The 22,046-nt window shown below is 72.5% G+C and carries 17 protein-coding genes; 14 read left to right on the top strand and 3 right to left on the bottom strand.

Going from position 1 to position 22,046, the window contains the following annotated elements:
* The first annotated feature begins 45 nt into the window (after positions 1-45).
* From ACZ4UV_RS47560 to ACZ4UV_RS47545, 4 genes are all read left to right on the top strand, one after another.
* Positions 46-1,095, top strand: a complete 1,050-nt coding sequence (locus tag ACZ4UV_RS47560) for a serine hydrolase domain-containing protein (RefSeq protein WP_451018021.1) — start codon at positions 46-48, stop codon at positions 1,093-1,095.
* 61 nt (positions 1,096-1,156) lie between these two features.
* Positions 1,157-2,683 (top strand): tRNA (N6-isopentenyl adenosine(37)-C2)-methylthiotransferase MiaB, encoded by a 1,527-nt coding sequence (gene miaB, locus ACZ4UV_RS47555; RefSeq protein ID WP_351484880.1) that lies wholly within the window; start codon positions 1,157-1,159, stop codon positions 2,681-2,683.
* 46 nt (positions 2,684-2,729) lie between these two features.
* Complete coding sequence (locus ACZ4UV_RS47550; protein WP_351484878.1) at positions 2,730-3,020, top strand: hypothetical protein; 291 nt, start codon at positions 2,730-2,732, stop codon at positions 3,018-3,020.
* A 10-nt stretch (positions 3,021-3,030) separates the two neighbouring features.
* Positions 3,031-3,756, top strand: a complete 726-nt coding sequence (locus ACZ4UV_RS47545) for a class III extradiol dioxygenase subunit B-like domain-containing protein (protein WP_467847896.1) — start codon at positions 3,031-3,033, stop codon at positions 3,754-3,756.
* Between the two features lie 118 nt (positions 3,757-3,874).
* Here the strand turns inward: ACZ4UV_RS47545 and ACZ4UV_RS47540 are convergent, their stop codons facing one another.
* Together ACZ4UV_RS47540 and ACZ4UV_RS47535 are read right to left on the bottom strand one after the other, a co-directional pair.
* Positions 3,875-4,162, bottom strand: coding sequence for an antitoxin (locus ACZ4UV_RS47540; protein WP_467847891.1), 288 nt, complete (start codon positions 4,160-4,162; stop codon positions 3,875-3,877).
* Positions 4,163-4,195: 33 nt separating this feature from the next.
* Entirely contained in the window at positions 4,196-4,501 is a 306-nt protein-coding gene (locus ACZ4UV_RS47535) for a hypothetical protein (RefSeq protein ID WP_467847888.1), read from the bottom strand.
* Positions 4,502-4,684: 183 nt separating this feature from the next.
* Between ACZ4UV_RS47535 and miaA the strand changes: the two genes are divergently transcribed.
* From miaA to hflX, 6 genes are all read left to right on the top strand, one after another.
* Positions 4,685-5,623, top strand: a complete 939-nt coding sequence (gene miaA / locus ACZ4UV_RS47530; protein WP_351484870.1) for a tRNA (adenosine(37)-N6)-dimethylallyltransferase MiaA — start codon at positions 4,685-4,687, stop codon at positions 5,621-5,623.
* A gap of 107 nt (positions 5,624-5,730) precedes the next feature.
* On the top strand, positions 5,731-6,246 hold the full coding sequence (locus tag ACZ4UV_RS47525) for a hypothetical protein (protein ID WP_451018034.1): 516 nt from the start codon (positions 5,731-5,733) through the stop codon (positions 6,244-6,246).
* A gap of 141 nt (positions 6,247-6,387) precedes the next feature.
* Positions 6,388-7,251 (top strand): diaminopimelate epimerase, encoded by an 864-nt coding sequence (gene dapF, locus ACZ4UV_RS47520; RefSeq protein WP_390035110.1) that lies wholly within the window; start codon positions 6,388-6,390, stop codon positions 7,249-7,251.
* A gap of 295 nt (positions 7,252-7,546) precedes the next feature.
* Positions 7,547-9,688: a RelA/SpoT family protein gene (locus ACZ4UV_RS47515; RefSeq protein ID WP_451020667.1), complete on the top strand. Its 2,142-nt coding sequence runs from the start codon at positions 7,547-7,549 to the stop codon at positions 9,686-9,688.
* 69 nt (positions 9,689-9,757) lie between these two features.
* Positions 9,758-11,263, top strand: coding sequence for a M1 family metallopeptidase (locus ACZ4UV_RS47510; RefSeq protein WP_451020668.1), 1,506 nt, complete (start codon positions 9,758-9,760; stop codon positions 11,261-11,263).
* A 238-nt stretch (positions 11,264-11,501) separates the two neighbouring features.
* Positions 11,502-12,995 (top strand): GTPase HflX, encoded by a 1,494-nt coding sequence (gene hflX, locus ACZ4UV_RS47505; protein WP_390035107.1) that lies wholly within the window; start codon positions 11,502-11,504, stop codon positions 12,993-12,995.
* Between the two features lie 147 nt (positions 12,996-13,142).
* On the opposite strand, the gene ACZ4UV_RS47500 is transcribed toward hflX, so the two are convergent.
* A complete protein-coding gene (locus tag ACZ4UV_RS47500; RefSeq protein ID WP_451020669.1) occupies positions 13,143-14,366 on the bottom strand; it encodes a trypsin-like serine peptidase in 1,224 nt (407 codons plus the stop codon).
* A 338-nt stretch (positions 14,367-14,704) separates the two neighbouring features.
* On the opposite strand from ACZ4UV_RS47500, the gene ACZ4UV_RS47495 reads away from it, so the two are divergent.
* From ACZ4UV_RS47495 to ACZ4UV_RS47480, 4 genes are all read left to right on the top strand, one after another.
* Positions 14,705-16,237, top strand: coding sequence for a diaminobutyrate--2-oxoglutarate transaminase family protein (locus tag ACZ4UV_RS47495; protein WP_451020670.1), 1,533 nt, complete (start codon positions 14,705-14,707; stop codon positions 16,235-16,237).
* A gap of 432 nt (positions 16,238-16,669) precedes the next feature.
* Positions 16,670-18,790 carry an IucA/IucC family protein gene (locus ACZ4UV_RS47490; RefSeq protein ID WP_451020671.1) on the top strand — a complete coding sequence of 707 codons (2,121 nt, stop codon included), beginning with the start codon at positions 16,670-16,672 and terminating at the stop codon, positions 18,788-18,790.
* A 132-nt stretch (positions 18,791-18,922) separates the two neighbouring features.
* On the top strand, positions 18,923-19,729 hold the full coding sequence (locus ACZ4UV_RS47485) for a GNAT family N-acetyltransferase (protein ID WP_467847872.1): 807 nt from the start codon (positions 18,923-18,925) through the stop codon (positions 19,727-19,729).
* 202 nt (positions 19,730-19,931) lie between these two features.
* The gene (locus ACZ4UV_RS47480) at positions 19,932-21,908 is read left to right on the top strand and encodes an ATP-dependent DNA helicase (RefSeq protein ID WP_451020673.1); all 1,977 of its coding nucleotides are present in this window, start codon (positions 19,932-19,934) and stop codon (positions 21,906-21,908) included.
* Positions 21,909-22,046 lie beyond the last annotated feature (138 nt).

Raw genomic sequence — 22,046 nt, 5'->3', positions numbered from 1 at the left:
AGCGACGGGAGACCGCACGGCCCAGGACGGACAGATCGGGAGACCATGGCCCTCGACCTAGACATCGACCGCATCCGCCGGCTCGTCGGCGAAGGCGTCCGCGACAAGGTCTACCCCGGCGCCGTCTGGGCCGTCGGCGACCGCTCGAACATGGTCATCGGCACCCCGGGCGTCCTGGATCCGGACCGCCCCGACGAGCCGATGCGGCACGACACCGTCTTCGACGTCGGCGGCCTCACGGAGATCCTCGCGGTGTGGTCGGCCGTCGGATCCCTCGTCGAGGACGGCAAGCTGCACCTCGACGAGCAGCTGGGCGTCTTCTGGCCCGAGGTGCGCGGCCACCCCCTGGGCCGGGTGACCACCCGCCACCTGCTCACCCACACCGCCGGCGGTCCGCCCCTCACCGACCTCGGGGACCTGTACGGCACCCACCCCCGGGACATCCGCGACGGCGTCCTCCACGAAGACCTCCGCTGTCCGCCCGGGGAGGCCGTGGAGTACACCGACCGCGCCGCCCTCGTCCTCGGCTTCCTGGCCGAGGAGCTCTCCGGCCAGAGCCTCGACGTCCTCGCGGCCACCCGCGTGTGGCAGCCGCTCGGCATGACACGCACCTGCTACGGCCCGCTGCCCGACGAAGCGGCCGCCCGCTGCGCGCCGACCGAACTCGACGACAGCACGGGGACCCGCCTGAGGGGCACCGCCCACGGCTCGCAGGCGCGGCTGCTGGGCGGAGTCTGCGGCAGCTCCGGGGTGTTCTCCGTCCTCCCCGACCTCGCGGCCTTCCTCCGCCACGTGCTGCAGCCGGGACAGGACGGCGGACAACCGGGCTTCGGCTCCGCCTGGGTCCGGGAGTCGCTGCGGATCCGGACCGGCGACCTCTCGCCCGTCGGCGGACTGTTCTGGCACCCGGCCCCGGGAACCGTTGCCGGGACCGACGACATCTGGGTGCCCGACGGCTCCACGGGAGCGGGCGCATGGCTCTCTCCGCAGCAGGGCCGCTGGGCCGTCCTGCTGACCAACGAGCTCTACTACGCCAGGGACCCCGAATCTCTCGGCCACGTCCGCGACGCGTTCCGCTCACTCGCCTTCGCCTGACGGTCAGCCCCCGCCGCAAGGGCCGGGGCGGCGGTCTCCGGGGACCGCCTACCCTTGAGCCATGACCAGCAGCAGCGACCGGAGCCCGGTAGTGGACGTTCAGGCACCCAGGACCTACGAAGTGCGCACCTACGGGTGCCAGATGAACGTCCACGACTCCGAGCGATTGTCCGGGCTGCTGGAGGACGCCGGTTACGTGCGCGCCCCCGAGGGGGCGGACGGCGACGCCGACGTGGTGGTGTTCAACACCTGCGCGGTCCGGGAGAACGCCGACAACCGGCTCTACGGCAACCTCGGCCGGCTCGCTCCCAGGAAGGCGTCCCGCCCCGGTATGCAGATCGCGGTCGGCGGCTGCCTGGCGCAGAAGGACCGCGACACCATCGTGCGGAAGGCCCCCTGGGTCGACGTCGTCTTCGGCACGCACAACATCGGCAAGCTGCCGGTCCTGCTGGAGCGCGCCAGGGTCCAGGAAGAAGCCCAGGTGGAGATCGCGGAGTCGCTGGAGGCGTTCCCCTCCACCCTGCCGACCCGGCGCGAGAGCGCCTACGCGGCCTGGGTGTCGATCTCCGTCGGCTGCAACAACACCTGCACCTTCTGCATCGTCCCGGCCCTGCGCGGCAAGGAGAAGGACCGCCGCACCGGCGACATCCTCGCCGAGATCGAGGCACTGGTCGCCGAGGGCGTCTCCGAGATCACGCTGCTCGGCCAGAACGTCAACGCCTACGGCTCCGACATCGGCGACCGCGAGGCCTTCAGCAAGCTGCTGCGGGCCTGCGGGAGCATCGAGGGCCTGGAGCGGGTCCGGTTCACCTCCCCGCACCCCCGTGACTTCACCGACGACGTGATCGCGGCCATGGCCGAGACCCCGAACGTGATGCCGCAGCTGCACATGCCGCTCCAGTCCGGCTCGGACACCGTCCTGAAGGCGATGCGCCGCTCCTACCGGCAGGAGCGCTACCTCGGGATCATCGAGAAGGTGCGGGCCGCGATCCCGCACGCGGCGATCACCACCGACATCATCGTGGGCTTCCCCGGCGAGACCGAGGAGGACTTCGAGCAGACGATGCACGTCGTGCGCGAGGCCCGCTTCACGCAGGCCTTCACCTTCCAGTACTCCAAGCGGCCCGGCACCCCCGCCGCGACCATGGAGGACCAGATCCCCAAGGAGGTCGTCCAGGCGCGCTACGAGCGTCTCGTCGCCCTCCAGGAGGAGATCTCCTGGGACGAGAACAAGAAGCAGGTCGGCCGCACGCTCGACCTGATGGTCGCCGAGGGCGAGGGCCGCAAGGACGGCGCCACCCACCGCCTCTCCGGCCGCGCCCCCGACAACCGCCTGGTCCACTTCACCAAGCCCGACCAGGACGTCCGCCCCGGCGACGTCGTCACGGTCGAGATCACCTACGCCGCCCCGCACCACCTCCTCGCCGAGGGCCCGACGCTCGCCGTCCGCCGTACCCGTGCAGGCGACGCCTGGGAGAAGCGGAACGCGGCCGAGGCGGCCAAGCCCGCGGGCGTGCTGCTGGGGCTGCCGAAGATCGGCGTGCCGGAGCCGTTGCCGGCGGCCACCGGAGGCTGTGCGGCGCACTGAACACGCGCCATACTCCTCACGTCGATCAGAGGCCGGGGGGCGGAGCATGGCGCGCTGGGTGGTTGTCGTGCAGTTCGGGAACGGCGAGTACTACAGGGTCGAGGAGGTCACCCGCTTCGAGAGCACCCCGGAGCAGGCCCGGGCCACCCTGTACGAGGTCGCCTGCACCCACCGTCCGCGCACGGGCCTGCGCCAGCAGCGCCGTGAGGTGTTCCGGGTGGGGGACGGGGACGAGTACTACGTCCACATCGACGGCATGATGTCCACGCACCGCGTGTTCTACCGGCTGGCGGAACTGGCGTGGAGCAGCGGTCCCGCGCCCGTGTACCCGCAGTAGGCTGCCGATCATGCTTGTCGCAGCAGCAGTCTGTCCCTGCCCGCCGGTCCTCGTCCCCGAGGTTGCCGCGGGAGCCGCGCCCGAGCTGGACGCCGCGCGTGCCGCCTGCGCCGACGCGCTCGGGGTGCTCGCCGCCGCCCGGCCCGACCTGCTGGTGGTGGTGGGGCCCGCCGAACAGCCGGGGCGGGGTGTGTTCCCGCAGGGCAGCCCGGGCACCTTCCGGGGCTTCGGGGCCGAGGTCGACGTACGGCTGGGCGGCGTTCCGGCAGGCGGCCCGGGCGCGGCCGGTGGGCGGGAGCTGCCGCCGTCGCTCGCCGTGGGCGCCTGGCTGCTGGAGCGCACCGGCTGGGCCGACGCGCCCGTCGAGGGGCTCGGCGTCGGCGAGCCGCTGGAGGCCGAGCGGTGCGTCCAGGCCGGCCGGGAGATCGCCGGCCGGGCCGCGCGGGTGGCGATGCTGGTCATGGGCGACGCCAGCGCCTGCCGCACCCTCAAGGCACCCGGCTACCTCGACGAGCGGGCGGCCCCCTTCGACGCCGAGGTCGCCCGGGCGCTCGGCGCGGCCGACATCGAGGCGCTCAAGGCCCTCGACGCCGACCTGGCGTACCGGCTCAAGGCCGCAGGCCGCGCCCCCTGGCAGGTCCTGGCCGGCGCGGCCGAGGACGCGGACCTCGCCGGGGCCCTCCTCTACGACGACGCACCGTACGGCGTCTGCTATCTGGTGGTGACCTGGTCCTGACCCGGTCCTGAGCGTCGGCCGCACCGCGCCCCCGTGCCGGACGCGTGCCGAAACGGCGGACGGCCGGGAGTCGGGTGACTCTCGGCCGTCCGCCGTTCTCTTGCGGGACCCGCCCGGCTCAGGAAGCCGGCGGCGGCCCCTCCGGCCGGGTCGGGGCGGTGGGGTCGGGCGTCGTACCGCCCACGGCGTCCGGGTGTACGAACCGGTCCATGGCGCCCTTGGCCCTGCCCGTACCCGTCTGGATCTTGTCGCTGTACTTGCCCTTGGTCTTCTGGTCGACGACCCGCGCAGCCTTGTCGATGCCGTGCTGGAGCTTGTCGACCGTGTCCTCGTGCTGCTGCGCGAAGTGAGAGGCCTTGTCCTTGGCCGGGGCGAGCTTGGCCTTCAAATTGTCCAAAAGACCCATGGTTACCTTCCCTATGGCTTCCCTAGCGGGCCGTTATGTGCGGGCGCCCTCGCCGGCCTCGTTGTCGGCGGCCTCCTTGGCGGACTGCTGCTGGGGAATCTCGGTGTCGGCGGCGGCCGCGGCGCGCTCCGTCTCCGTCCTCGCGTCCGCGCCCAGGCCGTCGTCCTCGCCGGAGCCCTTCGCCCCGGTCCCGGCCTCGGCCGCCTCCTCCGCGGCGTTCTCCGGTCCCGGCCCGTCGGGCTCGGCACCGGACGGCGCCGTGACCTCCGGTTCTTCCGACGTCCTCGGCTCTTCCGACGCCTTCTGCTTCTTCCCAAGGAACCGTGCAAAAACGCCCATATCCACTCCATACGTTACTCGTGCGAGCGAAATCCCGCGTGACCCCGGTGCGTCCGATTGCGCCGGACCGGTCGCGGCCTCTCGGCGGCGGTGGCGGGAACCTCCCAACGGGCAACGAAGCCGGACACGCTCCGTCACGTAACTCGTTCGAGAGCCGCCTCCGAGGTTTGCGAGACTGGTGCGGTGAGCAGCGCACCCCCCGCCCCCCGTGTCATCGCCGTCGTCGGCCCCACCGCGGCCGGAAAGTCCGACCTCGGCGTCTTCCTGGCCCAGCGGCTCGGCGGGGAGGTCGTCAACGCCGACTCCATGCAGCTGTACCGGGGGATGGACATCGGCACCGCCAAGCTGACGCCCGAGGAGCGCGCCGGCGTCCCGCACCACCTGCTCGACATCTGGGACGTGACCGTCACCGCCTCCGTCGCCGAGTACCAGCGGCTCGCCCGCGCCCGCATCGACGCCCTGCTCGCCGAGGGCCGCTGGCCGATCCTGGTCGGCGGCAGCGGGCTGTACGTCCGCGGCGCCGTCGACAACCTGGAGTTCCCCGGCACCGACCCCGAGGTGCGGGCCCGCCTGGAGGACGAGCTCGCCCTGCGCGGCTCCGGCGCCCTGCACGCCCGGCTGTCCGCCGCCGACCCCGAGGCGGGCCGCGCGATCCTGCCCAGCAACGGCCGCCGTATCGTCCGCGCGCTGGAGGTGATCGAGATCACCGGGCGCCCCTTCACCGCCAACCTGCCCGGCCACGACTCGGTCTACGACACCGTCCAGATCGGCGTCGACGTGGCCCGCCCCGAACTCGACGAGCGCATCGCGCTGCGCGTCGACCGGATGTGGGAGGCCGGGCTGGTGGCCGAGGTGCGCGCACTGGAGGCGCAAGGGCTGCGCGAGGGACGCACGGCGTCGCGAGCCCTCGGCTACCAGCAGGTCCTGGCGGCGCTCGCCGGCGAGTGCACGGAAGCGGAAGCACGGGCGGAGACCGTCCGTGCCACCAAGCGCTTCGCGCGCCGCCAGGATTCATGGTTCAGGCGCGACCCCCGGGTGCACTGGTTGAGTGGGGCCTCGGCGGACCGCGAAGAACTTCCGCGGCAGGCCCTGGCGTTGGTCGAACGACCGGTCACAGCCTGATCACGTCATGGCATCGGGATGCGCCACCGGTCATCGAGGGCTCCGGCGCCGTGCCATCATCGAGCTTCGATCGCAAGTGGAGTCCTAGGTTGGGAGGGCGCGTGGCGATGGAGGCCGGCCCTCGCGACACCGCACACGACACCGAGCACGTCGCCGTCGAGGCCCTGGAACCGGGTGACGTCGAGGAGGGTGAGGGGCGACTCTCGCCGGACGGTCCGGACGACACGATGGGCGGCGGCGTCACCGCCGACGGCCCCGAGCCGGAGGAGATGTTCGCGAGCGGCCCCGAGGTCGAGGTGGAGCTCCGCCCGCAGCGCCGCCTGCGCCTGTGGCAGCTGGCGCCCATCGTCGGCCTGGCCGCGGTCGGCTCCCTGATGTTCGCCTTCCCGCTGGCCTTCGACTTCGGCGACAGCGGCGCGGTGATCGCCATGCTGGGCCTGCTGATCTGCTCCTGCGCGGCGGGCTGGGGCATGATGGCGGCGAGGAAGGTCGGCTACACATGGCCCGGCCTCCCACCCCGCGGTGCGGGCCGCAGGCCCGACTGGCGGGTGGTGCTCGGCTACGTGATTCTGGTGGCGATCGTCGCCGTCCTGGCGGTCTGGCGCGTAGCGCGCCTGCGCTGAAGCAGTCGCTGTACTGAAGCGGGGCTGCGCTGGAAGCGCCCCTCACCGGAGCGCCCCGAAAGGGGCGCGGGGAACTGCGCGACCAGCCCCCACCCGGACCACCATCCGCACGGCCCCGCACCCCTCCTTTACCCTCGAAGAATGAGCATCCCCTTCCTCAAGGGCCACGGCACCGAGAACGACTTCGTGATCGTCCCGGATCCCGACAACGCCCTGGACCTCACCCCGGCCGCCGTAGCCGCCCTCTGCGACCGCCGCGCCGGCATCGGCGCCGACGGCGTGCTGCACGTCGTACGGTCCGCCGCGCACCCCGAGGCCAAGGGGATGGCCGCCGACGCCGAGTGGTTCATGGACTACCGCAACGGCGACGGCTCGATCGCCGAGATGTGCGGCAACGGCGTCCGCGTCTTCGCCCGCTACCTCCAGCACGCCGGCCACGCCACACAGGGCGACCTCACGGTCGCCACCCGCGGCGGCACCAAGACCGTGCACATCGCGAAGGACGGGGACATCACCGTCGGCATGGGCAGCGCCCGCCTCCCCGAGGGCGACGTGACCGTCAGCGTCGGCGACCGCACCTGGCCCGCGCGGAACGTGAACATGGGCAACCCGCACGCCGTCGCCTTCGTCGCGGACCTCGCCGACGCCGGCGACCTCTACACCCCGCCCCCCTTCAGCCCCCCGTCGGCCTACCCCGAAGGGGTCAACGTCGAGTTCGTCGTCGACCGCGGCCCCCGCCACGTCGCGATGCGCGTGCATGAGCGCGGCTCCGGCGAGACCCGCTCCTGCGGCACCGGCGCCTGCGCGGTCGCCGTGGCCGCCGCCCGCCGCGACGGCGCCGACCCCTCGGTCACCGGCGCCCCGGCGACGTACACCGTGGACGTGCCCGGCGGACGGCTCGTCATCACCGAGCGGCCCGACGGCGAGATCGAGATGACCGGCCCCGCAGTGATTGTCGCCACGGGCGAGATCGACGCCGAGTGGCTGGAAAACGCTGGCCGTTGAGCTGACTGCGGGTCGTAAACCGTGGTCCGGGAGGTGCTCCAACACCCGGATCCACGGCCCGCTTTGCCGTGAGTGGCGAGAAACGTCGGCCACCCCCCGAACAGGTGGCGCAAAATCGTAAACCTCGAAATCGTCGCTCGATTGGGTGATCCGTTTCACGCTCGGCGGGAGCCGGTCAATCAGGGGTGATGGGCTCGATAGCATCAAGCACCGGCACGGACGGGGGAACGTCGCCAATCCCTGAGCCTCGTATGCCCTGGGGCCCCGTCCGCCGGTCCACGAGCCGGAGGTGCCCATGAGTGCGGAGGCCACGAACCCTGCGACGCCCGGTCCCGCAGCGCCCGCGGCGGCGGTCCGCAGGAAGGCCCGCCCCCGGATCGACCTGCGCCGGCTCGGCCGGGCCGCGCTGCTCGGCAACGCCGCCCGCGGCAGACTCCCCGACGCCATCGGGCATGTCGCCGAGGCGCACCGCGCCCACTACCCCGACGCCGACCTCGAACCCCTGCGCCGCGCGTACGTGCTGGCCGAGTCCTCGCACCGCGGCCAGATGCGCAAGAGCGGGGAGCCGTACATCACCCACCCCCTCGCGGTCACCCTGATCCTCGCCGAACTCGGCGCCGAGACCACGACCCTGACGGCGTCTCTGCTCCACGACACCGTCGAGGACACCGACGTGACGCTCGACCAGGTGCGGGAACAGTTCGGCGAGGAGGTCCGTTATCTGGTCGACGGGGTGACGAAACTCGAGAAGGTCGACTACGGGGCCGCCGCCGAGCCCGAGACGTTCCGGAAGATGCTCGTCGCCACCGGCAGCGACGTCCGGGTGATGTCGATCAAGCTCGCCGACCGTCTGCACAACATGCGCACCCTCGGCGTGATGCGCCGCGAGAAACAGGAACGCATCGCCAAGGTCACCCGTGACGTCCTCATCCCGCTCGCCGAACGGCTCGGCGTGCAGGCGCTCAAGACCGAGCTGGAGGACCTGGTCTTCGCCATCCTGCACCCCGAGGAGTACGAGCACACCCGGGAGCTGATCGCCGAGAACGCGGCCCGCGCCGACGACCCCCTCGCGGGGATCGCCGACGAGGTGCGCGGCGTGCTGCGCGAGGCCGACATCCCGGCCGAAGTCCTCATCCGGCCCCGGCACTTCGTCTCCGTCCACCGCGTCAGCCGCAAACGCGGCGAACTGCGCGGCGCCGACTTCGGCCGGCTCCTGGTGCTGGTCAACGAGGACGCGGACTGTTACGCCGTCCTCGGCGAACTGCACACGTGCATGACCCCGGTGGTCTCGGAGTTCAAGGACTTCATCGCGGTACCGAAGTTCAACCTGTACCAGTCGCTGCACACGGCGGTCGCCCGCGCCGACGGGCAGGTCGCCGAAGTCCTCATCCGCACCCACCAGATGCACAAGGTCGCCGAGGCCGGCGTCGTCGCCCTCGGCAACCCCTACGCCCCGGCCGCCGACGTCGCCGCGGCGGAGACCGCCGACGCCCCGGCCGACGGCGAGCGCGCCGACCCCACCCGCCCAGGCTGGCTCTCCCGCCTCCTCGACTGGCAGAAGGCCGCGCCGGACACCGACACCTTCTGGTCCACCCTGCGCGAGGACCTCGCCCAGGACCGCGAGATCACCGTCTTCCGCCCCGACGGCGGCACCCTGGGCCTCCCCGAGGGAGCCACCTGCGTCGACGCCGCCTACGCCCAGTACGGCGAGGACGCCCACGCCTGCATCGGCGCCCGCGTCAACGGTCGCCTCGCGACCCTCAGCACGGTCCTCACGGACGGCGACACCGTCCAGCTCCTGATGGGCCAGGACCCGGCCTCCGAGCCCTCCCGGGAGTGGCTGGAGCACGCCCACACCCCGGCGGCCCGGATCGCCATCCAGCGCTGGCTGGCCGCCCACCCGGACAGCACCGGGGAGCCGCCGGCCCCGGCCTCCAGCCGTCCCGTACCCGACCCCCTGGTCTCCGGCACCGCCCCCAGCACCGCCCCCAGGACCGCGAATGCGGTGATCCCCGACCGGCCCGGCGCGACCGTACGCCTCGCCGGCTGCTGCACCCCCGTACCGCCCGACGAGGTCACCGGCTTCGCCGTGCGCGGCGGAGTGGTCACCGTGCACCGCGTGGAGTGCGCCTCGGTGGCGCACATGAAGGGCACCGGGCGCCCCGAGGTGGCCGTGACCTGGGGCGACAGCACCGCCTGCCGGGTCACCCTGGTCGCCGAATCGTTCGGGCGGCCCCATCTGCTCGCCGACCTCACCGAGGCGATGGCCCAGGAGGGCGCCGAGATCGTCTCGGCGACCGTGGAACCTCCCAGCCAGCAGCGGGTCCGGCACACGTACACCGTGGAGCTCCCGGACGCGGCCCACCTGCCCGCCCTGATGCGCGCGATGCGCAACGTGCCCGGTGTGTACGACGTCGGCCGAGCGCAACACCAATGACCTACCCGATCGAGTGGTTTGGTCGCGCGTCGGCGCCGTGAGCGCGGAGTGGGCTGGTAGCGGTGGTCCATGCCGCTCACCCTCCGCACCCGCCCGTCACGGCGCGCCAGCCGACCGCTCCGGCACCGGCGGGCCGCCGCCCTCCTCGCCTCCGCCGTCTCCGTCGCCCTCCTCGGCGCGAGCGCCCCGCCGGCCCCGCTCGGCGTCGGCGACCGGCTCTTCCCGTACCTCGGCAACCCGGGGTACGACGTGGCGTCGTACGACCTCTCCTTCACCTATCCGGGCAGCAACGACAGGCCGCTGCAGGCCGTGACCACCATCGACGCCTGGGCCACCGCGGACCTGGACCGCCTCAACCTCGACTTCGCGCACGGCAAGGTCGAGTCCGTCGAGGTCGACGGCCGGCCGGCCGCCTTCGCCGGTGCCGGCGAGGACCTGGTCGTCACGCCGGACCAGCCGCTGCGGCGGGGCGACTGGACGCGGATCACGGTGAAGCACACCAGTGACCCGGTCTCCGCCAAGGGCCAGGACGGCGGGTGGGTGCGCACCACCGACGGGCTCGCCATGGCCAACCAGGCCGACGCCGCCCACCTGGTCTTCCCGTGCAACGACCACCCGTCCGACAAGGCGATGTTCACCTTCCACATCACCGCCCCGAACGGCTACACCGTCGTCGCCAACGGCCTGCCCACCGACTCCGCCCGGGTCGGCGGCCAGACCACCTGGACCTACCGCACCCAGCACCCCATGGCCACCGAGCTGGCCCAGGTCTCCATCGGCCGCTCCGCCGTGCTGCACCGCACCGGCCCGCACGGCCTGCCCGTCCGGGACGTCGTCCCGAGCGCCGACGCCAAGAAGCTCGAACCCTGGCTGGCCAAGACCCCGGACCAGATCGCCTGGCTGGAGAGCAAGGTCGGGACGTACCCGTTCGAGACGTACGGCGTGCTCATGGCACAGGCGTCCACCGGGTTCGAGCTGGAGACCCAGACCCTCTCCCTCTTCGAGAAGAAACTGTTCACCGAGCCCGCGTACCCCAAGTGGTACATCGAGTCGGTCATGGTGCACGAGCTGTCCCACCAGTGGTTCGGCGACAGCGTCAGCCCCCGCGTCTGGTCCGACGTCTGGCTGAACGAGGGCCACGCCACCTGGTACGAGGAGCTGTACGCGCAGGAGAAGGGCCACCAGCCCATGATCGACCGGATGAAGGCCGCGTACGGCGCCTCCGACCGCTGGCGCGCCGAAGGCGGGCCGCCCGCCCTGCCCAAGGCACCCGAGCCCGGCCAGAAGATCAGCATCTTCCGCCCCAACATCTACGACGGTGCCGCCCTCGCCCTCTACGCCCTGCGCCAGGAGATCGGCAAGCCCGCCTTCGAGCGCCTGGAGCGGATCTGGGTCCAGCGGCACAGGGACGCCACCGCCACGACCGCCGACTTCGTCCGCCTCGCCTCCGCGGTCGCGGGCCGCGACCTGAGCGGTTTCTTCGACGCCTGGCTGTACGGCGCGAAGACCCCGCCGATGCCCGGCCACCCCGACTGGAAGCAGGTCGCGGCCCCGAAGAAGCACACCAAGAAGTGACGGCGGGGCGGCCCCCGGAATAACACGGTGCCGGGACGGGGCGTACCGTGCGACCATCGTGAGGCCGGCACAGCCGGCCACAGGTCGGCTCAGGTCGGCTCAGGTCGGCTCAGGTCGGCTCAGGTCGGCTCAGGTCGGCTCAGGTCGGCACGGTACGGGTCGCGGGGAATCTCCCGGGGTACTCGTACGTTGAGAAGTCGAAGGCCGGCTTCGGCACTCCCATCGACGTAAGGACCCAATGACCTCCTCTTCTTCCCCTTCCCAGGACACCAGGCGCCTCGCGCAGGACTACCCCGACGGTCTTCGGGCCGATGCCCTGATGGAAGAGGACGTCGCCTGGAGCCACGAGATCGACGGAGACCGGGACGGCGACCAGTTCGACCGCTCCGAGCGCGCGGCCCTGCGCCGCGTCGTGGGCCTCTCAACGGAGCTCGAGGACGTCACCGAGGTCGAGTACCGACAGCTCCGTCTGGAGCGGGTCGTGCTGGTCGGGGTGTGGACCTCGGGCACCGTGCAGGACGCGGACAACTCCCTCGCGGAGCTGGCCGCCCTCGCCGAGACCGCGGGCGCGCTCGTCCTCGACGGCGTCATCCAGCGCCGGGACAAGCCCGACGCGGCCACCTACATCGGCTCCGGCAAGGCCCTGGAGCTCCGCGACATCGTCGTCGAAACGGGCGCTGACACCGTCATCTGCGACGGTGAGCTCAGCCCGGGACAGCTGATCCAGCTGGAGGACGTCGTCAAGGTCAAGGTCATCGACCGGACCGCCCTGATCCTGGACATCTTCGCCCAGCACGCCAAGTCCCGCGAGGGCAAGGCGCAGGTCTCGCTCGCGCAGATGCAGTACATGCTGCCGAGGCTGCGAGGCTGGGGTCAGTCGCTGTCCCGCCAGATGGGCGGCGGCAAGGGCGGCGGCCTCGCCACCCGTGGTCCCGGTGAGACCAAGATCGAGACGGACCGGCGGCGGATCCGCGAGAAGATGGCGAAGATGCGCCGGGAGATCGCGGAGATGAAGACCGGCCGCGAGATCAAGCGCCAGGAGCGCCGCCGCAACAAGGTGCCGTCCGTCGCCATCGCGGGCTACACCAACGCCGGCAAGTCCTCCCTGCTCAACCGCCTCACGGGCGCCGGCGTCCTGGTCGAGAACGCGCTGTTCGCGACCCTGGACCCGACCGTCCGCCGCGCGGAGACGCCCAGTGGCCGCCTCTACACCCTCGCGGACACCGTCGGCTTCGTCCGCCACCTGCCCCACCACCTGGTCGAGGCGTTCCGCTCCACCATGGAGGAGGTCGGCGACTCCGACCTGATCCTCCACGTGGTCGACGGCGCGCACCCGGCCCCGGAGGAGCAGCTGGCCGCCGTGCGCGAGGTGATCAGGGACGTCGGTGCCACCGACGTACCCGAGATCGTCGTGATCAACAAGGCCGACGCGGCCGACCCGCTGGTCCTCCAGCGGCTGCTGCGCAACGAGAAGCGCTCGCTCGCGGTCTCGGCCCGCACCGGCCAGGGCATCCAGGAACTCCTCGCCCTGATCGACAACGAGCTGCCCCGCCCGTCGGTCGAGATCGAGGCCCTGGTCCCGTACACCCACGGCAAGCTGGTCGCCCGCGCCCACAACGAGGGCGAGGTCCTCTCGGAGGAGCACACCGCCGAGGGCACCCTCCTCAAGGTCCGCGTCCACGAGGAACTGGCGGCAGAACTGACGCCGTACGCCCCGGCTCCGGCCGCGTGACACCGCGCAAGTGAAGGCCCGCCCCCTTTACTGCGGGGGCGGGCCTTCATGTCTTGGGGGGCGCGGGGAACTGCGCGATCAACCACGACGGCGAGTCACCCGCCCACGCACCTGTCGAACCATGGCGCGAAGGCGAATCTCACCCCCTCACTGATCAGTAAACTCCTTGCTGACCCCCTCATAAACTCCCTTGGCCACATCACCGAACCGCGGCCCCGCCAGCCACCCCGAACCGACCGGCCCGATCGACGTGTTGGACACCAGCGCCGGCTTGCCGTCGGCGCCCGTCTCCACCCAGCCGCCGCCCGACGCGCCGCCGGTCATCGTGCAGCCGATCCGGTACATCGTCGGCGCCGACGCATCCACCGACAGCCGCCCCGGCCTGTCCGCGCACTGATACAACAGCGACCCGTCGTACGGCTTCGCCGCTGGATACCCGGTGGCGGTCATGCTCGACACCTTCGGCACCGCAGGCGCGTCGAAGTTCACCGGCAACGCCGAACCCACTGTCTCCTCGAGCGACTTGCCGCCGTTGCCCTGCTCAGGCGTCACATGGATCACGGCGTAGTCGTACGATGCCCCGTCGCCGCCCGTCTCGCCGCCCTGGTCGATCCACTGCTGCGAGGTCTGGGCCCCGTCGCCCCACCAGACGCCGTACGGCGCGACCTCCGAACGGGTCGCCGCCGCCAGCGCCGAACCCGTCAGCCCCTTGTCGTTGTACGACGGCACGAACGCGATGTTGCGGTACCAGCCGCCCTTCTTTCCGGCGTGCACACAGTGCCCCGCCGTCCACACCAGGTTGGACTTGCCCGGGTGCGCCGGGTCCTCGACGACCGTCGCCGAACAGACCATCGTGCCCTCGGGGGAGTCGAAGAAGACCTTCCCGGCCGTGGCCGCGCTCGCGTGGTACGCAGGCCGCACCGCCTTCGCCTGGACCGGCTCCGGCGTGGGGTCGGTCACCCCCTGGTCACCGGAGAGGTCGTTGTCGTCGACGCCCTTGTCCCTGTCGGGGTCGTTGGCATCCCGCATCCGGTTCGGGTCCCACAGGCCCTTGATGATGGGGTTGATGAAGTCGTTGGCCTCGCGCAGCCAGTCGTCCTTGTCCCAGTTCTGCCAGGCGCCGTTCTTCCACTTGTCGATGTCGATCCCGTGCTCTTTGAGCCTCTTCTTGATGTCGTCCGGGATCTTGATCTTGCCGTCACCGGTGTCGGCCGTGGCGGACGCGGGCGCCGGGCCGTCGGCGTTGTCGTCCCCGGAGCCGCTGCAGGCGGTGGCGGTCAGCGCCAGCACCGAGGCGAGGGAGACGGCCGCCAGCGCACGCGGCGCGCCCCCTCCACCTCGAAGGGCGAACGACGGCCGGATGGATCGCATGGTGGTGACTCCCCCTGTTGATAAGGAACTTCAGCGCCACACACTATGCGCTCGCTGTGCGGCGCTCCCGATGGACGGGCAACGGTTTTGCTACGGGCCCCACCAGCGAGGCAACCCCGGTTCGCCGGTGGGATCGGTGCGTCGCAGGTGACCCGGGTGAATCCCCGTCCGACGGGTCGGACGTCGGCCGGGCCGGGAACGGCAAGCTCACGGCAATGATCTTGAAGTGACCCGTAACCCGCCGGGCGGTCCGGGGTTGGTAGCGGTGGGGGTCCGGCTGCCTGTGCCCGGTGCCCGCCGATCAACTCGCCTCTGGACAGCGGGGAGGACAGCGAGCCGTGGCCGTGACGGAACCGGTGACCGGGGATACGTTCGGGGGAGCGCGCGAGGCACAGGAGGGGATCCTGAGGCGCCAGTCGGCGCGTGAGTCGCGGGCACGTACCTACGCGCGCGCCCTGCCCATCGTGCCGGTGCGGGCCCGTGGCCTTACCATCGAGGGCGCCGACGGACGCCGCTACCTGGACTGCCTCTCCGGCGCCGGCACCCTCGCCCTCGGCCACAACCACCCCGTCGTGCTGGAAGCGATCCGCAAGGTCCTCGACTCCGGTGCCCCGCTCTCCGTCCTGGACCTGGCGACCCCCGTCAAGGACGCCTTCATCACCGAACTGTTCCGCACCCTGCCGGCGGGCCTCGCCGACCGCGCCCGCGTCCAGTTCTGCGGGCCCGCCGGCACGGACGCCGTCGAGGCCGCCTTCAAACTCGTCCGGGCCGCGACCGGCCGCACCGGCATCCTCGCCTTCACCGGCGCCTACCACGGGATGACCACCGGTGCCCTGGCCGCCTCCGGCGGAGCCGGCGACGTCCGCGTCGCCCGGCTGCCCTACCCCCAGGACTACCGCTGCCCGTTCGGCGTCGGCGGCCCCCGCGGCGCCGAACTCGCCGCCCGCTGGACCGAGACCGTCCTCGACGACCCCAAGTCCGGCGTCCCCCTCCCCGCCGGCATGATCCTCGAACCCGTGCAGGGCGAGGGCGGGGTGATCCCCGCGCCGGACGACTGGCTCCGCCGGATGCGCCGGCTCACCGCCGACCGCTCCATCCCGCTGATCGCGGACGAGATCCAGACCGGGGTGGGCAGGACCGGCGCCTTCTGGGCCGTCGAACACAGCGGCGTCACCCCCGACGTGATGGTCCTGTCCAAGGCCATCGGCGGCAGCCTTCCCCTCGCCGTCGTCGTCTACCGCGACGACCTCGACGTGTGGGAGCCCGGCGCCCACGCCGGCACCTTCCGCGGCAACCAACTCGCCATGGCCGCCGGTACCGCCACCCTCGCCCACGTCCGCGAGAACGCCCTCGCCGAACGAGCCGGCCGGCTTGGCGCCCGGATGCTCTCCCAACTCCGCCGACTCCAGGACGACTTCGCGTGCGTCGGAGACGTGCGGGGGCGGGGCCTGATGATCGGGGTGGAGCTGGTGGACCCGGAGGGGGAGGAGCCCACGGAGAAGACCGAGGACCGCGCGAGGGAGGCGCGGGCTCAGGAGGGCGGTGATGCGGTCGCGGCGGCGCGGGGCGCTGCGGCTACGGGCGCTGCGGCGAGGGGGCGGGACGGTGAAGCCCGGCCCGGGCCGAGCCCCGCCGCTCCCGAACTGGCCTCGGCCGTGCAGCGCGCCTGCCTGGAACGGGGCCTGATCGTCGAACTCGGCGGCCGGCACGGCGGTGTCGTACGACTGCTGCCGCCCCTGACCATCACCGACGAACAGGCGGCCGCCGTACTGGACCGCCTCGCCGACGCCGTGACGGCCGTGGCCCGCGACCCGGCCGCCCACGGTGCCCGGCCCCGACGCCTCGAGGGCCGCAAGGAACCGGACGGCTGACCGTCGCCCCGGGAAAGCCCCGGTCGGCCGGCACCCCCGACACGAACCCGCCGCCCGAACCGTCCGGAGCGGATCCGTCGCCGCGGCCGTCCAGACCGCCGGGGCCGCTCGGACAGCCAGTGCCGTCCGGACCGGTCGGATCACCCGCACCGCTCGGATGGTCCGGACCGTCCGGACCATCCGGACGGCACCTGTCCGCCGAACCGCCGACGGCAGCCCGGCCGGGCCGGCACACCTCGCCCGGCCGGAGCACCCCGGACGAACCGGCCGGCCGATGGCCCCGGAGCGCACCGACCGCCCGACGAAACGAACCACCCCACATCATCCGCACCCCTCTCATCAGGACACTCAGCACCCGACCCACCAACCGACCAGCCCGCTTCGCCGCCACGACGCCGAACACCGCACCGCCCGAGCCCCGAGGAACCCGCCTTGAACGCCACCCCCGCGCCCGACGACAACGGAGACCAAGGCCCACAGGGACGCCCCCTTCCGCTCGCCGAGTCGGTCCCCCAGCAACGAGGCCGTACCTCCCAGCCCGAGCGGCCACGCGACGACACGGGTGACCTCCTCGAACACCCCGACCCGTACATCGCCGCCCAGGCCGCCGCCGTGGAGAACCTGCTTCGCTGCTGGGTACGCGAGACGGACCTGCCCACGCCCGACACCGGCGCCCTCCGCATCCCGCTCCCCGCCAGCGGTACGGCGCTGGTCACCCCGATCCGCCACTGGTCCCCGACCGGCTGGCACCGCTTCGGCCAGCCCCGCCTGGCCGGCGCCCCCGACACCGCCCCGCCCGTGGACGCGGTCGCCCTCGCCGCCCTGCTCACCCGCGAGACGCCCACGGGACCGGCGGGCACCGCCGACCGGGCCGGGGTCGACACAGGCCATGCCGAGGTCGACCCGGGCCATGCCGAGAACGGCACCGGCCCCGCCGGAGGCAGCACCGGCCGCACCAGGAGCACGGCGGCCCACGGCGAAGGCAGGGCGGCCACCCACACCGGAGGCACGGCAGCGACCCACACCGGAGGCACGGTCGGCCACGCTGCCGACAAGGCTCCCGGCAGCGCCCGGGCCACCCCGGACACCGCCGACCTCGTGGCCCGGGTCGCCGACTCCCTGCGTCGCACCGTCACTTTCATCGCGGACCGGCGCGCCCACCCCGCCGACGGCCCCGACCGCTTCCTCGCCGCCGAGCAGGCACTCCTCCTCGGGCACCCGCTGCACCCGACCCCGAAGAGCCGCGAGGGCCTGACCGAGTCCGAAGCCCGGCTCTACTCACCGGAGTTGCGCGGCTCCTTCCCCCTGCACTGGATCGCGGTCGCTTCCTCCCTGCTCGCCACCGACTCGGCCTGGACCGAGCGAGGCCGTCCCGTCCCCGCACCCGACCTCATGGAGCGCCTGGCCGGCACGGCCCTGCCCCTGCCCGAGGGCTGTGCCGCCGCCCTGCCCCTGCATCCGTGGCAGGCCCGCGAGATCGGTCACCGCGAGGAGACCGCCGCCCTCCTCGACGCCGGGCTCCTGCGCGACCTGGGCCCACTCGGCGCCCCCTGGTGTCCCACCTCCTCCGTACGAACCGTCCACCGCACCGGCGCCCCCGCCATGCTCAAGCTGTCGCTCGGTCTGCGCATCACCAACTCTCGCCGGGAGAACCTCCGCAAGGAACTCCACCGAGGCGTCGAGGTGCACCGCCTGCTCCGTACCGGCCTCGCCAAGCAGTGGCAGGCCGCCCACCCCGGCTTCGACATCGTGCGCGACCCCGCCTGGCTGGCCGTCGACGGCCTGGACGGCCGGCCCGTCACCGGACTCGACGTGGTGATCCGGCACAACCCGTTCGCCCCCACCGACGACGTGTCCTGCGTCGCCGGGCTGGTCACGCCCCGGCCCCTCGACGTCCCGGCGGCGAACGGCAGGCCCCGCCCGTACCGCTCCCGGCTGGCCCGGGTGGTCTCCCGGCTCGCCGAACGCACCGGCCGGCCCGTGGGCGCCGTCAGCGCCGAGTGGTTCCTGCGCTACCTGGAGCAGGTCGTCCGCCCGGTGCTCTGGCTGGACGGCGAGGGCGGCATCGCCCTGGAGGCGCACCAGCAGAACACCCTCCTCCTGCTGGACACCGACGGCTGGCCGGCCGGCGGGCGCTACCGAGACAACCAGGGCTACTACTTCCGCGAGTCCCGACGGGCCGACCTCGACGCCAGGCTGCCCGGTGTCGGCGAGCACAGCGACACCTTCGTCTCCGACGAGGTCACCGACGAACGCTTCGCCTACTACCTCGGCATCAACAACGTGCTCGGCCTGATCGGCGCGTTCGGCTCCCAGCGGCTCGCCGACGAGCGGCTGCTGCTCGCGGCGTTCCGCCGGTTCCTCACCGACGCGGCCACCGGTCCCGCCCGGCTGCGCAGCCCCCTGCCCGGCCGCCTGCTCGACTCACCCGTCCTGCGCTGCAAGGCCAACCTGCTGACCCGGCTGCACGGCCTCGACGAACTCGTGGGCCCGGTCGACACCCAGTCCGTCTACGTCACCATCGCCAACCCCCTCCACTCCGCGCCCTCCTGACCCCATCGACACCGCCTCCGGCCTTCGTGCACCGCCCTTCGCCGACCGACTGCATTCGCCGAGCCGCATTCACCGCCCTTCGTCCACCGACCGAGGAACATGACCCACCTCGTCTCCTGAGAGGAGCGCACCATGCCTCCCACCGACGCGAGCGCCGACACAGGCCCCGTCCCGGTCCGCCCCGGACCCACCGGCCACCCCGGCCGTTCCGGGACCGCCGAGGACATCAGGGACTGCGAGGACACCCTGGACCTCCGCCTGCCCGGCGAACTCCTCGCCCTCATCGCCGGGACGACTCCCGAGACCGACGAACGAGCCCCCGGGCTCGTTCACGAGAGACGTGGCCTCCTGGACCCGCCGGGGCCGCCCGACCTGCTCGACCAAGTCGGCACCTGGGGCCCGACCGAGACGCCGGTCGGCGTCTTCCACCTGCTGCCGGTCCAGGTCGAACGTGACCTGCCGGTCATCAGCGACTGGATGAACGACCCTGCCGTGGCCGCGTTCTGGCAGCTGGCCGGCTCACGGGCGCAGACGGAGGACCATCTGCGCGCCCAGCTCGCGGGAGACGGACGCAGCGTGCCGTGTCTGGGCGTGCTCGACGGCACCCCGATGAGCTACTGGGAGATCTATCGAGCCGACCTGGACCCGCTCGCCCGCCACTATCCGGCCCGCCCGCACGACACCGGTGTCCATCTTCTCGTCGGCGATGCCGCCGACCGAGGACGAGGACTGGGGTCCGCCCTGCTCAGAGCCGTGGCCGACCACGTACTCGATCACCGCCCCGCCTGCGCCCGCGTCGTCGCGGAACCCGATCTCCATAACACCCCCTCCGTGGCCGCCTTCCTCAACGCGGGCTTCCGCTACGCCTCCGAGGTCGACCTGCCTGCCAAACGGGCCGCCCTCATGATCCGGGACCGGTCCCTACGTCATCTGATGTAGCGCTGAGTGATTGCGTGTACACATGTAGTACGAAGCGGCGATTTGTCGAGTTCCCGGTGGTCCGGAAAAAATCCGGGCGGCCCGGTCCCGGATCCGGCCTTCCCCCTCCGCCTGCCCGCCCAGGAGCCCTCGGCGTGATCCCACCCTTCGTCCCCGCATTGATCGCCCGGTTGTCAGTGCCGGGTCGTAGGGTGGTCGCGCTATGACGAAGCCCTCACTCCCTGAACTCCTGCATGCCGCTGTCACAGCTGTCGGCGGTACGGAGCGCCCCGGCCAGGTGACCATGGCCGAATCGGTCGCCGAAGCGATCGACGACGGATCCCATCTGCTGGTCCAGGCCGGCACCGGCACCGGAAAGTCGCTCGGCTACCTGGTGCCCGCGCTCGCCCACGGAGAGCGGGTCGTCGTCGCGACGGCGACCCTCGCCCTGCAGAGACAGCTCGTCGAGCGCGATCTGCCGCGCACCGTCGACGCCCTGCACCCGCTGCTGCGCCGGCGCCCGGAGTTCGCCATGCTCAAGGGCAGGTCGAACTATCTGTGCCTGCATCGGCTGCACGAGGGCATGCCGCAGGACGAGGAGGAGGGCCTCTTCGACCAGTTCGAGGCGGCCGCGCCCACCAGCAAGCTCGGTCAGGACCTGCTGCGCCTGCGCGACTGGGCCGACGAGACCGAGAACGGCGACCGCGACGACCTCACGCCGGGCGTCTCCGACAAGGCCTGGGCCCAGGTCTCGGTCTCCTCCCGGGAGTGCCTCGGCGCGTCCAAGTGCGCCTACGGCGCCGAGTGCTTCGCCGAGATGGCCCGTGAGCGTGCGAAGCTCGCCGAGGTGGTCGTCACCAACCACGCCCTGCTCGCGATCGACGCCATCGAGGGCGCCCCGGTGCTCCCGCAGCACGAGGTGCTGATCGTGGACGAGGCGCACGAACTGGTCTCCCGCGTCACCGGCGTCGCCACCGGCGAACTCACCCCGGGTCAGGTCAACCGCGCGGTCCGGCGCGCCGCCAAACTGGTCGACGAGAAGGCCGCCGACCAGCTCCAGACCGCCGCCGAGGGCTTCGAGCGGCTGATGGAGCTGGCCCTGCCGGGCCGCCTGGAGGAGATCCCGGAGGATCTCGGTTACGCCCTGGCGGCGCTCAGGGACGCCGCCCGCACCGTGATCTCCGCGCTGGGTACCACCCGTGACAAGTCGGTCCAGGACGAGGACGCCGTCCGCAAGCAGGCGCTGGCCTCCGTGGAGACCGTGCACGACGTGGCGGAGCGGATCGTGAACGGCTCCGAGTGGGACGTCGTCTGGTACGAACGCCACGACCGCTTCGGCGCCTCCCTCCGGGTCGCCCCGATGTCGGTGTCCGGCCTGCTCAGGGAGAAGCTCTTCGCGGACCGCTCGGTCGTCCTCACCTCGGCGACCCTGAAGCTCGGCGGTGACTTCAACGGAGTCGGCGCATCCCTGGGCCTGGCCCCGGAGGGCACGGAGGGCGAGGACCTCCCGCAGTGGAAGGGCGTCGACGTCGGCTCGCCCTTCGACTATCCGAAGCAGGGCATCCTCTACGTCGCCAAGCACCTGTCACGCCCCGCACGGGACGGCGACCGCGCCGACATGCTCGACGAACTGACCGAGCTGATCCAGGCCGCCGGCGGCCGTACGCTCGGCCTCTTCTCCTCGATGCGGGCCGCGCAGCAGGCCGCCGAGGAACTGCGCGTCCGGATTCCCGAGTTCCCGGTCCTCCTGCAGGGTGAGGAGACCCTCGGCGAGCTGATCAAGAACTTCGCCGCGGACCCCAGGACCTGTCTCTTCGGCACGCTGTCGCTCTGGCAGGGCGTCGATGTCCCCGGCCCCAGCTGCCAGCTGGTCGTCATGGACAAGATCCCGTTCCCGCGCCCGGACGACCCGCTGATGAGCGCCCGGCAGAAGGCCGTCGAGGACGCCGGCGGCAACGGCTTCATGGCGGTCGCCGCCACCCACGCCGCGCTCCTGATGGCCCAGGGGGCCGGCCGCCTCGTACGCGCGTCGGGCGACCGCGGCGTGGTCGCCGTACTCGACCAGCGGCTGGCCACCGCGCGGTACGGCGGATATCTCAAGTCCTCACTGCCCGACTTCTGGTACACCACGGACCGCAACCAGGTCCGCAGGTCGCTGGCGGCGATCGACGCGGCGGCGCGGCAGGCGGAGGCGGAGTGATCGGGGGGGGGGGGGGGGGGGCGCGGGGCGGGCGGCCCCCCCCCCCCCCCCGGGGGGGGGGGGGGGGGGGGGGGGGGGGCGGCGCCCCCCCCCCGCCGGGGGGGGGGGGGGGGGGCGGCCCCCCCCCCACCACCCAAA

The sequence above is a fragment of the Streptomyces sp. NPDC028289 genome, assembly GCF_055565975.1.
Note: the sequence above shows the minus strand (reverse complement) of the source record. Positions and strands in the feature narration are given on the sequence as shown.

Bases quoted from the DNA above. Each gene is read 5' to 3' on its own strand.
- ACZ4UV_RS47535 (WP_467847888.1), bottom strand. From the start codon at position 4,501: ATGGGCGTTTTTGCACGGTTCCTTGGGAAGAAGCAGAAGGCGTCGGAA.
- hflX (WP_390035107.1), top strand. From the start codon at position 11,502: ATGACCTCCTCTTCTTCCCCTTCCCAGGACACCAGGCGCCTCGCGCAG.
- ACZ4UV_RS47480 (WP_451020673.1), top strand. From the start codon at position 19,932: ATGACGAAGCCCTCACTCCCTGAACTCCTGCATGCCGCTGTCACAGCT.
- dapF (WP_390035110.1), top strand. From the start codon at position 6,388: ATGAGCATCCCCTTCCTCAAGGGCCACGGCACCGAGAACGACTTCGTG.
- ACZ4UV_RS47515 (WP_451020667.1), top strand. From the start codon at position 7,547: ATGAGTGCGGAGGCCACGAACCCTGCGACGCCCGGTCCCGCAGCGCCC.
- ACZ4UV_RS47560 (WP_451018021.1), top strand. From the start codon at position 46: ATGGCCCTCGACCTAGACATCGACCGCATCCGCCGGCTCGTCGGCGAA.
- ACZ4UV_RS47500 (WP_451020669.1), bottom strand. From the start codon at position 14,366: ATGCGATCCATCCGGCCGTCGTTCGCCCTTCGAGGTGGAGGGGGCGCG.
- miaB (WP_351484880.1), top strand. From the start codon at position 1,157: ATGACCAGCAGCAGCGACCGGAGCCCGGTAGTGGACGTTCAGGCACCC.
- ACZ4UV_RS47550 (WP_351484878.1), top strand. From the start codon at position 2,730: ATGGCGCGCTGGGTGGTTGTCGTGCAGTTCGGGAACGGCGAGTACTAC.
- ACZ4UV_RS47485 (WP_467847872.1), top strand. From the start codon at position 18,923: ATGCCTCCCACCGACGCGAGCGCCGACACAGGCCCCGTCCCGGTCCGC.
- ACZ4UV_RS47525 (WP_451018034.1), top strand. From the start codon at position 5,731: ATGGAGGCCGGCCCTCGCGACACCGCACACGACACCGAGCACGTCGCC.
- ACZ4UV_RS47540 (WP_467847891.1), bottom strand. From the start codon at position 4,162: ATGGGTCTTTTGGACAATTTGAAGGCCAAGCTCGCCCCGGCCAAGGAC.
- ACZ4UV_RS47545 (WP_467847896.1), top strand. From the start codon at position 3,031: ATGCTTGTCGCAGCAGCAGTCTGTCCCTGCCCGCCGGTCCTCGTCCCC.
- ACZ4UV_RS47510 (WP_451020668.1), top strand. From the start codon at position 9,758: ATGCCGCTCACCCTCCGCACCCGCCCGTCACGGCGCGCCAGCCGACCG.